13 protein-coding genes and 1 other annotated feature are annotated in these 13,992 nt (G+C 45.9%); all 13 genes read right to left on the bottom strand.

Features of this window, described 5'->3' with window-relative positions; genetic code table 11:
* Nucleotides 1-1,847, bottom strand: a 1,847-nt coding sequence (gene fusA / locus AC6I5A_RS14185; protein ID WP_034617508.1) for an elongation factor G, incomplete at its 3' end; no start/stop codon positions are given.
* Between the two features lie 41 nt (nucleotides 1,848-1,888).
* Complete coding sequence (rpsG, locus tag AC6I5A_RS14180; protein WP_034610476.1) at nucleotides 1,889-2,359, bottom strand: 30S ribosomal protein S7; 471 nt, start codon at nucleotides 2,357-2,359, stop codon at nucleotides 1,889-1,891.
* Nucleotides 2,360-2,406: 47 nt separating this feature from the next.
* Nucleotides 2,407-2,826: a 30S ribosomal protein S12 gene (rpsL, locus tag AC6I5A_RS14175; RefSeq protein ID WP_034610473.1), complete on the bottom strand. Its 420-nt coding sequence runs from the start codon at nucleotides 2,824-2,826 to the stop codon at nucleotides 2,407-2,409.
* A 107-nt stretch (nucleotides 2,827-2,933) separates the two neighbouring features.
* Nucleotides 2,934-3,188 (bottom strand): ribosomal L7Ae/L30e/S12e/Gadd45 family protein, encoded by a 255-nt coding sequence (locus tag AC6I5A_RS14170; protein ID WP_034610536.1) that lies wholly within the window; start codon nucleotides 3,186-3,188, stop codon nucleotides 2,934-2,936.
* A gap of 69 nt (nucleotides 3,189-3,257) precedes the next feature.
* Nucleotides 3,258-6,686 (bottom strand): DNA-directed RNA polymerase subunit beta', encoded by a 3,429-nt coding sequence (gene rpoC, locus AC6I5A_RS14165; protein ID WP_034617505.1) that lies wholly within the window; start codon nucleotides 6,684-6,686, stop codon nucleotides 3,258-3,260.
* A gap of 48 nt (nucleotides 6,687-6,734) precedes the next feature.
* Nucleotides 6,735-10,094 carry a DNA-directed RNA polymerase subunit beta gene (rpoB, locus tag AC6I5A_RS14160; RefSeq protein ID WP_034617502.1) on the bottom strand — a complete coding sequence of 1,120 codons (3,360 nt, stop codon included), beginning with the start codon at nucleotides 10,092-10,094 and terminating at the stop codon, nucleotides 6,735-6,737.
* Nucleotides 10,095-10,424: 330 nt separating this feature from the next.
* Nucleotides 10,425-10,802 carry a 50S ribosomal protein L7/L12 gene (gene rplL, locus AC6I5A_RS14155; RefSeq protein WP_034617500.1) on the bottom strand — a complete coding sequence of 126 codons (378 nt, stop codon included), beginning with the start codon at nucleotides 10,800-10,802 and terminating at the stop codon, nucleotides 10,425-10,427.
* Between the two features lie 99 nt (nucleotides 10,803-10,901).
* Nucleotides 10,902-11,429: a 50S ribosomal protein L10 gene (rplJ, locus tag AC6I5A_RS14150; RefSeq protein WP_034617498.1), complete on the bottom strand. Its 528-nt coding sequence runs from the start codon at nucleotides 11,427-11,429 to the stop codon at nucleotides 10,902-10,904.
* Between the two features lie 24 nt (nucleotides 11,430-11,453).
* Nucleotides 11,454-11,586, bottom strand: a sequence feature (ribosomal protein L10 leader region).
* A 48-nt stretch (nucleotides 11,587-11,634) separates the two neighbouring features.
* Complete coding sequence (gene rplA, locus AC6I5A_RS14145) at nucleotides 11,635-12,327, bottom strand: 50S ribosomal protein L1 (RefSeq protein WP_034617495.1); 693 nt, start codon at nucleotides 12,325-12,327, stop codon at nucleotides 11,635-11,637.
* A 48-nt stretch (nucleotides 12,328-12,375) separates the two neighbouring features.
* Nucleotides 12,376-12,804 (bottom strand): 50S ribosomal protein L11, encoded by a 429-nt coding sequence (rplK, locus tag AC6I5A_RS14140; RefSeq protein ID WP_034617492.1) that lies wholly within the window; start codon nucleotides 12,802-12,804, stop codon nucleotides 12,376-12,378.
* 35 nt (nucleotides 12,805-12,839) lie between these two features.
* Nucleotides 12,840-13,367 (bottom strand): transcription termination/antitermination protein NusG, encoded by a 528-nt coding sequence (nusG, locus tag AC6I5A_RS14135; protein ID WP_034617489.1) that lies wholly within the window; start codon nucleotides 13,365-13,367, stop codon nucleotides 12,840-12,842.
* 42 nt (nucleotides 13,368-13,409) lie between these two features.
* Complete coding sequence (secE, locus tag AC6I5A_RS14130) at nucleotides 13,410-13,631, bottom strand: preprotein translocase subunit SecE (protein ID WP_034617486.1); 222 nt, start codon at nucleotides 13,629-13,631, stop codon at nucleotides 13,410-13,412.
* An 86-nt stretch (nucleotides 13,632-13,717) separates the two neighbouring features.
* Nucleotides 13,718-13,867 (bottom strand): 50S ribosomal protein L33, encoded by a 150-nt coding sequence (gene rpmG / locus AC6I5A_RS14125; protein ID WP_034617483.1) that lies wholly within the window; start codon nucleotides 13,865-13,867, stop codon nucleotides 13,718-13,720.
* Nucleotides 13,868-13,992 lie beyond the last annotated feature (125 nt).

The raw sequence follows: 13,992 nt of genomic DNA, 5'->3' as shown, positions 1-13,992 counted from the left end.
TCTCCCATGTAATCCTCGGGTAAAGTCACTTCAACTTTCATGACTGGTTCAATGATCGCAGGGTCCGCCTTGAGTGCACCGGCTTTAAAGGCCATGGATCCGGCTATTTTAAAGGCCAGTTCTGAAGAGTCAACATCGTGGTAAGAACCGTCATAAACGGTAGCTCGCAGGTCAAGAACAGGGTATCCGGCTAAAATACCATTTTGCATGGCTTCCTGGATACCAACACCAATGGGGTTAATATATTCCCTGGGAATAACCCCGCCGACCACTTTATTGACGAACTCAAAGCCGCTTCCCGGTTCAAGCGGCATAAGTTCGATCCAGCAGTGTCCGTATTGTCCACGGCCACCAGACTGGCGAACAAACCTTCCTTCGGATTTGACAGTACGCCGAATGGTTTCTTTGTAAGCAACTTGTGGGCGTCCTACATCACATTGTACACTAAATTCCCGCTGCAGGCGGTCAACAATAATCTCGAGATGGAGCTCGCCCATTCCTGCAATAATCGTCTGCCCGGTTTCAGGATCTGTGCGAACTCTAAAGGTCGGATCTTCTTCAGCAAGACGAGTAAGTGCACTTCCCATTTTTTCCTGGTCCACTTTCGTCTTAGGCTCAATTGCCACATCGATTACCGGCTCAGGAAACACCATTTTTTCCAGGATAATGGATGCGTTCTCATCACACAAGGTATCCCCTGTTGTAGTGTCTTTCAACCCAACTGCGGCTGCAATATCCCCTGAACGCACCTCCTGGATATCTTCGCGGTGATTGGCGTGCATTTGAAGAAGGCGTCCAATGCGTTCTCTTTTGCCTTTAGTTGAATTATAAACATATGAACCGGCACTCAACACACCGGAATACACCCTGAAAAAAGCTAACTTGCCGACGAATGGGTCAGCCATGATCTTGAAGGCCAACGCGGAAAATGGTTCGCTGTCAGAAGCTGTCCTATGCTCTTCCGCGCCGTTCGGATTTATCCCTTTAATAGGCGGCACGTCTAAGGGCGACGGCATGTAATCAACTACGCTGTCAAGCAACGGTTGCACACCTTTGTTCTTGAAAGCAGATCCACATAGAACCGGGATAAATTTGTTCCCGATAACTCCGCGACGTATACCGTCACGAATTTCCTGCTCCGTGATTTCTATCCCTTCAAGATACTTCATCATGAGTTCATCACTCGTTTCAGCGACCGCTTCAACCATTTTATCATGATACTCATTGGCTAATTCAAGCAGGTCTTCCGTAATCGCGTCGTGTACTTCGGCAGTGCCTAAGTCGTCCGTATAAATAGTGGATGTCATCGTAACTAAATCCACGATACCTTTAAAGTTTTCCTCGATACCAATCGGCAACTGAATTGGAACAGGGTTGGCACCCAACCGATCAGCTATCATTGATACACCACGAAAGAAATCAGCACCCAGCCGGTCCATTTTATTAATAAAAGCGATACGGGGAACTTTGTATTTATCCGCTTGACGCCAGACAGTTTCGGATTGGGGTTCAACTCCGCCGACAGAACAGAATACTGCTATCGCACCATCAAGTACCCGTAGAGAACGTTCGACTTCTACCGTGAAGTCCACGTGCCCTGGTGTGTCTATTATGTTAACCCGATTATTCTTCCACTCGCAGGTTGTAGCTGCAGAAGTAATGGTAATGCCGCGTTCTTGTTCCTGGATCATCCAGTCCATTGTTGCCGCCCCATCATGAACTTCACCAATTTTATGCACTCGTCCAGTGTAAAAAAGAATACGTTCCGTTACCGTTGTTTTCCCAGCATCAATGTGCGCCATAATTCCGATATTGCGAGTATTTTCTATTGCAAATAGTCTTGCCACGGTGATTCCCCCTCCTTTCTGTCAACATCATATGCATCAAACTACCATTTGTAATGCGCAAAAGCCTTATTGGCCTCCGCCATTTTATGCATATCCTCTTTCTTCTTGACAGAACCGCCCGTATTGTTAGAAGCGTCGAGTAATTCTCCGGCAATCCTTTCCTGCATGGTTTTTTCGCCGCGCTTTCGTGCCATAGCGACAAGCCAGCGCAGACCAAGCGTAGTGCGTCGATCGGCACGCACTTCAATAGGCACTTGATAATTTGCACCACCAACACGGCGAGACTTTACTTCCAATACCGGCATAACGTTTTTCAACGCGTTGCTAAAGACTTCTATTGGATCTTTACCAGATTTTTCTTTAATTATTTCAAATGCATTATGGCAAATAGCCTCTGCTGTTCCCTTTTTACCGTCTAACATAATTTGATTAATAAGCTTAGTTAGAGTTTGATTTTTGTAAATCGGATCCGGCAGAACATCGCGTTTCCCGATATATCCTTTACGTGGCATTAGTTTACTCCTTTGTAACGTATTTCTATACACTTTTATGCAATACTTTAAGCCTTTTTAGGATATTTAGCTCCGTATTTCGAGCGTCCTTGCGCACGTTTTTGAACTGCGGTTGTGTCCAGGGTGCCACGAATCACGTGATAACGTACGCCTGGGAGGTCTTTAATACGACCACCCCGGACGAGAACCACGGAGTGTTCCTGTAAGTTGTGTCCGATTCCTGGAATATAAGAAGTTATCTCGAACCCATTAGTCAAACGTACACGCGCAACTTTTCGAAGTGCGGAGTTAGGTTTTTTCGGAGTAGTAGTATAAACTCTGGTACAAACTCCACGTTTTTGAGGAGACCCTCCTGATGGATATTGCTTACGCTTAAGAGAGTTATAGCCCCACTGTAAAGCTGGAGCTGTTGATTTTTTTTCAATTGAGGCACGTCCATTACGAATAAGTTGATTAATTGTCGGCATGTCTCCACCTCCTTTCTGATCAGATCAATATACAAGGAATTGCTTGCAGCAGCATTTTGCAAGCAATTCCAAAACCTACGATACGTATCCTCCCACGCTTAAGCTTGTCACTGGTCTACCAATATGGCCGCTACGGCTGTGCCAACTTCGATTCCGCATGCTTTCCCGAGTTCCTTCATAGTCTGAACCTCAATACGCTCCACATTATGGTTTGCGCACCATTCTACGACAGAACGAAGAACATGTGGTTCAGCATCTTTTGCAATAAACAAACGTCTGACGAGTCCCTTTTCCAGAGCACGTTGGGTTTGTTTTAGCCCAACTGTTTTATGTTTAACGTTTTTAAAGGTTTCATCAAGCACCAAAATGCTTTCCCCCTTAATCATACTTTAACATTTTAGCATTAGATATCCGGCGTGTCAATAATTCGATTAATTTGTTCCCAAAGTTCTTATAGTTCGATACCTTGACATGCCGGTTCCGGCAGGAATTAATTTACCGATGATCACGTTCTCCTTTAATCCCAGTAAGGGATCAACTTTTCCTTTTATGGCCGCTTCCGTGAGAACTCGAGTTGTTTCTTGGAAAGAAGCCGCAGAGAGGAAGGAATCTGTCGCCAGGGAAGCCTTAGTAATCCCTAATAATACCGGGTGAGCTACTGCAGGTTCCCCACCTCCGGCAATAGTCCGCGCATTCTCGTCCTGAAAGTCAAAAACATCAATCAGACCACCCGGGAGCAGACTCGTATCTCCCGCGTCATCAATTTTCACCTTGCGCAACATCTGACGAACCATTACTTCAATGTGTTTATCATTGATATCTACCCCTTGCAGCCGATATACACGTTGAACTTCACCTAGCAGATAGACCTGAACTCCGCGTTGACCCTTAACTTTAAGCATATCATGCGGATTGACGCTTCCTTCTGTCAACTCATCTCCTGCTTCGACTATTTGATTTTCTTTAACACAGAGTCGCGATCCGTAGGGAATAGTATACGTTAGATGCTCCTCGGTTTCAGTGAAGAGGTCTATTTCCCGTCGTCCTTTCACTTCACTGATTGATACCTTCCCGCCCGCTTCCGAGATGATCGCTTGCCCTTTTGGTTTACGGGCTTCAAACAGCTCTTCTACCCGTGGCAGACCTTGGGTTATATCACCCCCCGCAACCCCACCGGTATGGAACGTTCGCATCGTTAGCTGAGTTCCAGGTTCTCCAATAGATTGTGCTGCAATAATTCCAACCGCCTCACCCATCTCAACCGGGCGTCCGGTTGCGAGATTGCGACCGTAGCACTTCTTGCAAACACCATAACGTGATTTACATGTCAATACCGAGCGGATTATGACTGAATCGTAGGATTTGACGATTTCCTCCGCCTGTTCCTCCGAGATTTCATGCTCAGGTGAAGCGAGTACTTCTCCTGTCTCCGGATGGTTTACATCTTCCAAGACAAAGCGTCCGACAAGGCGATCTACTAAGGGTTCAATAATTTCCGGGCCATCTTTAATATCTTCTACCAATATGCCCGTCATCGTTCCGCAGTCTTTTTCACGTACTATCACATCTTGAGATACGTCTACCAGACGACGAGTCAGATAACCTGAGTCGGCTGTACGCAAGGCAGTATCTGCAAGGCCTTTCCGAGCACCGTGCGAGGAAATGAAATATTCTAAAACGGTTAACCCTTCACGAAAGTTGGCCTTGATCGGCAGCTCAATCGTTCGTCCAGACGGGTCAGCCATAAGTCCCCGCATTCCCGCCAGTTGTCTCAGCTGTTGAATATTACCCCGGGCACCGGACGTTGCCATCATGTACACCGGATTAAATGGATCCAAGTTATCCATTAACGCCTGGGTCACTGTTATCGTGGCCTTCGACCAAGTGTCAATGACGAGGTTATAACGCTCTTCATCCGTAATTAAACCGCGGCGATATTGTTGTTCTGTTTTAGCGACTGCTTTGTCAGCTTTAGTCAGGATTTCCATCTTATCCCGAGGGGCCGTTATGTCCGTTAATCCGACGGTTATTCCTGCTCGAGTAGAGAACTTGAACCCTTGATTCTTCAGCCCATCCAGCAAGGAGGCTGTCGCTTCATAACCACACCGGCGATACGTTTTTGCCACGATATCTCCAAGGCCTTTTTTGCCAATAACTTCATTGAAAAACCCAATTTCGGGAGGAATGACGGAGTTGAAGATTAATCGCCCAACGGTCGTCTCCAGGAGTGCCCCCTCACGACGAACTTTTATCCTGGCTTGCAAGTGAACCGCTTTTGTTTCATACGCCAAGACAGCTTCATCATAGTCTTTAAATATTTTTCCTTTTCCAAAAGCCCCGGAACGCTCCATGGTTAAGTAATAAGATCCCAAAACCATATCCTGAGTCGGTGTTTGGACAGGCCGACCGTCTTTGGGATTCAAGATATTATGTGATGCCAGCATAAGCAATCTGGCTTCAGCCTGAGCCTCCGCCGACAAGGGAACGTGCACCGCCATTTGGTCTCCGTCAAAGTCCGCGTTATAAGCTGTACAAACTAACGGGTGGATCTGCAAAGCGCGGCCCTCTACTAAAATCGGCTCAAAGGCCTGAATTCCCAAACGGTGAAGTGTTGGAGCCCGATTGAGCAGGACTGGGTGATCGGAGATGACTTCTTCAAGAACATCCCAAACTTCTGGACGTACCCTCTCCACCATCCGTTTGGCACTTTTAATATTATGGGCATGTCCCTCATTGACCAGTTTCTTCATCACGAACGGTTTAAAAAGTTCTAAGGCCATCTCCTTAGGAAGACCGCACTGATGAAGTTTTAGGTTCGGTCCGACAACAATAACGGACCGTCCTGAATAATCCACGCGTTTTCCCAAAAGGTTCTGCCTGAAGCGCCCTTGTTTTCCCTTTAACATATCGCTCAGAGATTTAAGGGGTCGGTTGCCCGGACCGGTCACCGGACGTCCGCGGCGGCCATTGTCAATTAAAGCATCAACCGCCTCTTGAAGCATCCGTTTTTCATTGCGCACAATAATATCTGGCGCGCCAAGATCTAAAAGACGCTTTAAACGGTTGTTCCGATTTATAACACGGCGATAGAGATCATTGAGATCAGACGTTGCGAACCGCCCGCCATCCAACTGCACCATCGGCCGCAATTCAGGCGGAATCACCGGTACAACATCCATAATCATCCATTCCGGCCGGTTGCCAGACGTTTTGAAAGCCTCGACAACTTCGAGGCGACGAATCGCCCGAATTTTTCGCTGTCCGGATACTTCTTTTAACTCTATGCGAAGTTCATCATTAAGCTTGTCTAAATCCATCTCCCCGAGCAATAGTTTTACTGCTTCCGCTCCCATGCTGGCTTGGAAACGATCCCCGTACTTCTCACGATATTCCCGATATTCCGTTTCCGTCAGGAGTTGTTTCTTCATCAACGATGTATCTCCGGAATTAGTCACAATATAGGAAACAAAATAGAGAACTTTTTCCAAAGCACGAGGAGACATATCCAAAAGTAAGCCCATCCGACTCGGAATCCCTTTAAAATACCAAATATGGGATACTGGTGCAGCAAGTACAATGTGCCCCATCCGTTCACGACGAACTTTAGAACGGGTCACTTCAACTCCACAACGGTCACAAACGATTCCTTTATACCGAACACGTTTATATTTCCCGCAGTGGCATTCCCAGTCCCGAGTCGGACCAAAAATTTTCTCACAAAACAAACCTTCCCGTTCCGGCTTCAAGGTCCGATAGTTGATGGTTTCCGGCTTCTTTACTTCTCCAAATGACCACTCCCGAATCATATCCGGAGAAGCTAAGCCGATTCGCATGCGGTTGAAGTTATTGACGTCTAGCATTCCATATCGCTCCTTTCGTCCGGGGAACTATTTGAAATCGCCGGGATCTCAATCTTCTTCCTCAAGGGATTCCACATTAAATCCATCGAGCGATTCTTCCTCGTCGGCAATGAGATCATCATCATCCTCCTTGGCGACAATAAGGCGCGTCACCGGGGGTAGTAGTTGTAGTTCATCATGCAGATCAATACCCAGTTCCTTGGCGGTCTCCGAAATATCCTCATCAGAGTCATGAATCTCGATTTCCCGATCATCTGCTGCTAAGACTCTAACATCAAGTCCTAAACTCTGCATCTCCTTGATTAAGACCTTAAAGGATTCCGGAATACCTGGTTCAGGAATGTTTTCTCCTTTGACGATCGCTTCGTATGTCTTGACACGGCCAACTACATCATCTGATTTTACCGTTAAAATTTCTTGTAAAGTATATGCCGCGCCATATGCTTCTAAAGCCCACACTTCCATTTCTCCAAAGCGTTGGCCCCCGAACTGTGCTTTACCACCCAACGGCTGCTGTGTTACGAGGGAATATGGACCAGTCGAACGGGCATGAATCTTATCGTCAACCAAATGGTGAAGTTTGAGCACATACATATATCCAACGGTGATCCTACTGTCAAACGGCTCTCCTGTACGTCCGTCATATAACAGGGTCTTCCCATCCTTCGGGAGTCCTGCTTTCTGCAAAGTCTCAAAAATGTCCTCTTCCGTAGCACCGTCAAAGACAGGAGTCGCGATGCGAATCCCCAGAGCATTAGCTGCCCAGCCCAGGTGCGTTTCCAGAACCTGGCCAATATTCATTCGCGAAGGAACCCCTAGTGGATTAAGAACAATTTCTATGGGCGTACCATCCGGCATAAACGGCATATCTTCTTTACGCATGATGCGGGAAATAACTCCTTTGTTTCCATGCCGACCAGCCACTTTGTCACCCAAAGAAATTTTTCTCTTTTGAGCAATGTAAACCCGCACGAGTTGATTAACGCCGGGAGATAATTCATCCCCATTTTCACGGGTAAAAACCTTCACGTCGACAATTTTTCCTGCTTCTCCGTGCGGCACTCGCAAGGAGGTATCCCGCACCTCACGTGCCTTTTCGCCAAAGATTGCCCGCAGTAAGCGCTCTTCCGCCGTGAGTTCCGTCTCCCCCTTGGGGGTTACTTTTCCGACCAGGATATCGCCTGGACGAACCTCTGCTCCGATGCGAATAATTCCTCGTTCATCAAGATCCTTCAAAACATCTTCTCCGACGTTGGGAATATCACGCGTAATTTCTTCCGGACCAAGTTTCGTATCCCGCGCATCTGATTCATACTCTTCAATATGAATAGATGTATAGTAATCTTCCCGAACAAGCTTTTCACTAATCAGGATCGCGTCCTCATAGTTATACCCTTCCCAGGTCATGAAGGCCACTAAAACATTGTGACCTAAAGCAAGTTCTCCATGGTCAGTCGACGGACCATCCGCAATAATCTGATTTGCTTCAACCCGTTCCCCTTTGGAAACAATGGGGCGCTGGTTAATGCATGTACCTTGGTTGGAGCGTGCATATTTAAGCAACTTGTGTCTTTCTGTCGTTCCATCAGCGTGGGTGATGATAATTTCGTCTGCGGTTGAACGCTCCACATCTCCAGCTTTTTTAGCAATAACACAAACCCCGGAGTCCTTGGCCGTCTTATATTCCATACCCGTTCCGACATAAGGCGAATCGGTTCGCAAGAGGGGTACTGCCTGCCGTTGCATGTTAGAACCCATCAAGGCCCTGTTGGCGTCATCATGCTCAAGAAACGGAATAAGTGCCGTCGCGATAGACACCATTTGTTTTGGGGAGACGTCCATATAGTCGACGTCGTTTGGCGAGACATGAATAAAGTCATTACCGTGCCGACCGTCAACTTTCTCTCCAAGGAAGCTGCCATTTTGATCAAGCGGAGCATTAGCCTGTGCTACGACATATTTTTCTTCTTCGTCAGCGGTTAAGTAATGGATCTCATCCGTAACTCTCCCATTTTCTTTATCCGCCTTACGGTAAGGAGCTTCTATGAAACCATAAGGATTAATACGTCCAAAAGTCGCTAAAGAGCCTATCAAGCCAATATTAGGGCCTTCCGGAGTCTCTACCGAACACATCCTTCCATAGTGGGAAAAATGAACGTCACGCACTTCAAAGCCTGCCCGCTCCCTGCTTAATCCCCCCGGCCCTAAAGCACTCAAACGACGCTTATGGGTTAACTCCGCCAAGGGATTTGTTTGATCCATAAATTGGGACAACTGGCTGCTGCCAAAAAACTCCTTGATTGCAGCAACGACAGGCCGGATATTAATTAATACTTGAGGAGTAATCACTTCAACATCCTGAATGGTCATCCGTTCGCGAACCACGCGTTCCATACGCGACAGGCCTATGCGGAATTGATTCTGGAGAAGTTCTCCCACCGAGCGCAGCCGACGATTTCCTAAATGGTCGATGTCATCTTTATGTCCATCGCCATCCATCAAGGTGAGCATCCTTTGGACTGCCGCTACGATATCCCCACGGGTCAAATGCCGAACGTCCATTGGGATATCCAGACCCAGTTTCTTATTGAGTTTATACCGACCTACCTTAGCCAGATCATAGCGTTTGGCATCAAAGAACAGTGCTTCCAGCAGAGACCTTGCACTGTCGACAGTTGGAGGTTCACCCGGTCTTAACCGTTTGTAGATTTCAACCAAAGCTTCTTCGGTTGACTCTGAGTTGTCTCTTTCCAAAGTAGCACGTATATATTCATTATCATTAAACAGCTCCAGAATTTGGCCGTTGCTGGCATAACCCAAAGCACGAATCAGAACAGTGCCCGGTAATTTCCGTGTTCTGTCAACCCTTACAAAAATATTATCGTTCACATCTGTTTCGAATTCTAACCAAGCTCCTCGATTCGGAATAACCGTCGCTCCATAAAGTTTCTTACCGCTTGTATCGATGTGTTCTGCGTAATAGACTCCTGGAGAGCGTACAAGTTGGCTGACGATAACACGTTCGGCTCCGTTAATAATAAACGTACCCTTGTCTGTCATCAACGGGAAATCTCCCATAAAGACTTCCTGCTCTTTAACTTCCCCTGTTTCCTTATTAATCAGGCGTACCTTTACGCGCAGAGGCGCAGCAAACGTGACATCGCGTTCTTTACACTCCTCCACCTGATATTTAGCCTCTCCTAAACTATAATCGATAAATTCCAAGACTAGATTGCCAGTGAAATCTTGAATAGGGGAAATATCGCGAAACATATCGCGCAACCCTTCATCAAGAAACCAACGATAGGAGTTCTGCTGAATTTCAATCAGATTTGGCATGTCAAGGACTTCCCGGATCCTGGAATAACTCCAGCGTTCCCGTGTCCCAACCTTAATAGGATAGAACATTGCGTTTCACCCCTCAGTGCAGTTTCCTCTCATTGAGGTATCAATATATTGACATAGACAGCCAAAAGCAAGGCCTTTTAATAGAACCTCGCTTCACTGTTTATGGTATTTCGCCATCACTTCGACAAACTCAAACAATAATATCTCCTTAATATCCAATGCCTTCAATTTATTACCATAGCATGGACAGATTACGAAATAATTCCAACTATATGCATAGTAACATTCATAAAGTATAACAAAATTATTAAATGCTGTCAAGAAATATTATTAAAATAAAACAAGAAGGCACCCTCCTCAAGAGAAAGTACCTTCTTAAGTCTCCAAAGCTTATTTCACTTCGACGGTTGCACCAGCTTCAGTTAATTTAGCTTTCAAAGCTTCAGCTTCGTCTTTTGTGACTTTTTCTTTAACTGCTTTTGGCACGTTGTCAACGAGATCTTTAGCCTCTTTCAGACCTAAGCCAGTAACTTCACGAACAACTTTGATAACACTGATTTTGGATGCTCCAAAATTCATAAGCATAACATCAAACTCTGTTTTTTCTTCTACTTCTTCAACCTCAGGCGCCGCAGCTCCTCCTCCAACAACTGCTACCGGAGCAGATGCACTTACCCCGAATTCTACTTCAAACGCCTTAACGAGTTCAGATAGTTCAAGGACAGTTAAACCTTTGACAGTTTCGAGAATTTCATTTACTTTAGACATTTTTATTTCCCCCTTAAAAATAAGTAATTATTGATCCACGTTCAGCCACTTCCAGAAGTGAGTATGACCTGTTTGATGTTCAGCTCAAGCTGAACGAGTTCACTGAGCAGCCTTGAGTTTACGCACTTCTTCCAAAGCATAGCACATTTTACGGATCGGGCCTTGGAGAACGTTGGCCATACCGGTAAGAGGGGCTTGCATACCACGCAGCACCATAACCAGCAGCACTTCACGGGAAGGAAGATCTGCAAGAGCTTTGACTTTCTCCGGTCCGATTACCTTCCCGTCAAGAACCCCAGCTTTAATTTGAAATTTCTTTAGCTTATTTACTTTGGCAAACTCCAACAGAACTTTTGCCGGAGCGACAGGATCTGCACAAAAGGCAAGTGCCGTCGGTCCTTTAAGATAGGAATCCAGACCTTCTACCCCTAGTTCATTGGCTGCGCGAAGTACGAGTGTGTTTTTCATCACCCTGTACTCCACTCCTGCAAGACGCAGTTGGGCGCGCAATTGCGTTACTTGAGCCACGGTTAAACCACGGTAGTCGGCTAAGACAATCCCAGCGGCTTGTTGAAACTTGTTCTTGATTTCGGAGACTACTTGGCTTTTTTCTTCAATATTAGACATTATGTATACCTCCTTCCTTTAGATAAACTCAACAGAAAACCCCCGCGTTTGCAGAGGTTAAGAATGCCAAATTACTATCCATCGGTGTGTCTCCCAACCTCGGCAGGACATTAAGCCTTACGGCGCCTGCTTTCTACAGCGGACTTTATTCAATTTCTGGCAAGTTTATCCTAATTTACAGAATTCCTTCAAGGACATACTCTTGTTACAAAACTTTTGCAAGGTTAATACGTACGCCAGGTCCCATTGTTGAGGACACCGTAACACTTCGCATGAATTGGCCCTTTGCAGCAGCAGGCTTAGCTTTTACTAACGTCTCCGCTAACATACGAAAGTTTTCTAACAGTTTTTCAGCAGGGAATGAGGCTTTACCAATCGGTGCATGGATAATACCGGCCTTCTCCGCACGATATTCGATCTTACCAGCTTTGATCTCTTTGATCGCACGGGTTACATCAAAGGTAACCGTGCCGGTTTTCGGGTTAGGCATAAGACCTTTAGGTCCGAGAACACGGCCTAACTTACCAACCATCCCCATCATATCAGGCGTTGCCACAACTACTTCAAAGTCAAACCAACCTTGCTGGATCTGCGTGATCATGTCTTCAGCGCCGACAAAGTCTGCACCGGCTAATTCGGCTTCCTTAGCCTTATCCCCTTTAGCAAATACCAACACTGACCTGGTTTTTCCTGTACCATTCGGGAGCACAACCGCACCCCGAATTTGTTGGTCCGCATGACGGGTATCAATGCCCAATTTGAAAGCCACTTCAACCGTCTCGTCGAACTTTGCCTTGGCATTTGTTTTAACTATTGATATAGCCTCCAGGGGTTCGTAGTGAGCAGTACGATCAAAAGTTTTTACAATCTCTTGATATCTTTTACCTACTTTTGACATCTTTAACCTCCTTGTGGTAATGCGGGCCTAGCCCTCCCACAACTTAATTTAACCCTCAACAATATCAATTCCCATACTCCGCGCTGTACCTTCGATCATGCGCATTGCCGCTTCGATACTCGCAGCATTCAAATCCTTCATCTTAATGTCCGCAATCTCGTAAACCTTTGATTTCGGGACAGACGCTACCTTTTTACGATTCGGCTCGGAAGAACCCGAACTGATATTTGCTGCTTTTTTTAGCAATACGGCAGCCGGCGGAGTTTTGGTAATAAAGGTAAACGAGCGATCCTCATACACTGTGATTTCAACAGGAATAATAAGTCCTGCTTGATCCTTGGTACGCTCATTATATTCTTTGCAGAAAGCCATAATGTTGACACCATGCTGACCTAGAGCGGGACCTATTGGAGGCGCCGGTGTAGCTTTTCCTGCATTAATCGCTAATTTTACCATTCCCATTACTTTTTTTGCCATTGTCATTACACCTCCTTGTCAGGATAACCGTACCCTTAGTCGAGTTTCTGAACCTGAGCAAACTCCAACTCAACGGGAGTCTCCCTACCAAACATAGACACTTCTACCCGCAGCTTACCTTTGTCAGCAAAGATTTCGCGGACCACTCCTACAAAATCCTTAAACGGGCCCGCAATGACCTGAACTCTCTGATTGATCTCAAAATCAATTCGTGTGTGAACCTCATCCATACCCATTTGTTGAAGAATCTTGATAACCTCTTTGTCCAGTAACGGAATCGGCTTCGTTCCAGTGCCAACAAACCCGGTCACACCAGGCGTATTACGCACAACATACCATGAATCATCCGTCATTTCCATTTCAACAAGTACATAGCCTGGATATACCTTACGTTTAGTGATTTTCTGTTTCCCACTCTTGAACTCGATTTCATCTTCCATGGGAACGAGTACGCGAAAAATTTTTTCTTCCATGTTCATGGACTCGACTCGTTTTTCGAGATTCATCTTCACTTTGTTCTCATAGCCGGAGTAAGTATGAATAACATACCAGTCTTTTGCCATTTCTCAGGGACCTCCTCAGATACTGCCGTAGGATCTCATAGGTTAGGGCAGTAGCTTGGTCAAGGCCCAGCTTAAACCGCTATCCACAATCCACATCATAATCGATACAATCCCCACCGCAATAAACACAACTCCTGTGTAGGTGAACAATTGCCTACGGTTTGGCCAATGAACTTTCTTTAACTCGCTCAAAACCCCTCTGAAATACTCCGCCGCCTTTTCTGTCTGTCGCTGAGTATTGGCCGGTTTCTTCAACGCGCCCATCACTTCACATCCTTACACGACATCGAATGTCATCGACACTGTGACAACGCTTCCTGGCGTACAGTCTAAACCATTGCAAAAAAAAATTACTTTGTTTCCTTATGGAGTGTATGGCTTTTACAAAACTTGCAAAACTTTTGAGCTTCCAAGCGATCAGGGTTGTTTTTCTTATTTTTGATAGTAGCGTAGTTACGGTGCTTGCAATCCGTACACGCTAATATAACGCCAACACGCATTCTCGAACACCTCCCAGACAACGATAGGACACTGTATTTTATCCATTACTCAAAATAGTCTATCACGAGATAATTCCCCTGTCAAGAATAATACCTTATGATCCTTATGATCCTTATGATAACGT

It is taken from the genome of Desulfosporosinus sp. Tol-M2, assembly GCF_059735615.1.
The sequence above is the reverse complement of the archived record's forward strand: the minus strand, read 5'-3'. Positions and strand labels throughout refer to the sequence as shown.

Excerpts from the sequence above, each read along its gene's own strand:
- rpsG (WP_034610476.1), bottom strand. The coding sequence starts at position 2,359 with ATGCCACGTAAAGGATATATCGGGAAACGCGATGTTCTGCCGGATCCG.
- rpsL (WP_034610473.1), bottom strand. The coding sequence starts at position 2,826 with ATGCCGACAATTAATCAACTTATTCGTAATGGACGTGCCTCAATTGAA.
- rpoC (WP_034617505.1), bottom strand. The coding sequence starts at position 6,686 with ATGCTAGACGTCAATAACTTCAACCGCATGCGAATCGGCTTAGCTTCT.
- rpoB (WP_034617502.1), bottom strand. The coding sequence starts at position 10,094 with ATGTTCTATCCTATTAAGGTTGGGACACGGGAACGCTGGAGTTATTCC.
- rplL (WP_034617500.1), bottom strand. The coding sequence starts at position 10,802 with ATGTCTAAAGTAAATGAAATTCTCGAAACTGTCAAAGGTTTAACTGTC.
- rplJ (WP_034617498.1), bottom strand. The coding sequence starts at position 11,429 with ATGTCTAATATTGAAGAAAAAAGCCAAGTAGTCTCCGAAATCAAGAAC.
- rplA (WP_034617495.1), bottom strand. The coding sequence starts at position 12,327 with ATGTCAAAAGTAGGTAAAAGATATCAAGAGATTGTAAAAACTTTTGAT.
- rplK (WP_034617492.1), bottom strand. The coding sequence starts at position 12,804 with ATGGCAAAAAAAGTAATGGGAATGGTAAAATTAGCGATTAATGCAGGA.
- nusG (WP_034617489.1), bottom strand. The coding sequence starts at position 13,367 with ATGGCAAAAGACTGGTATGTTATTCATACTTACTCCGGCTATGAGAAC.
- secE (WP_034617486.1), bottom strand. The coding sequence starts at position 13,631 with ATGGGCGCGTTGAAGAAACCGGCCAATACTCAGCGACAGACAGAAAAG.
- rpmG (WP_034617483.1), bottom strand. The coding sequence starts at position 13,867 with ATGCGTGTTGGCGTTATATTAGCGTGTACGGATTGCAAGCACCGTAAC.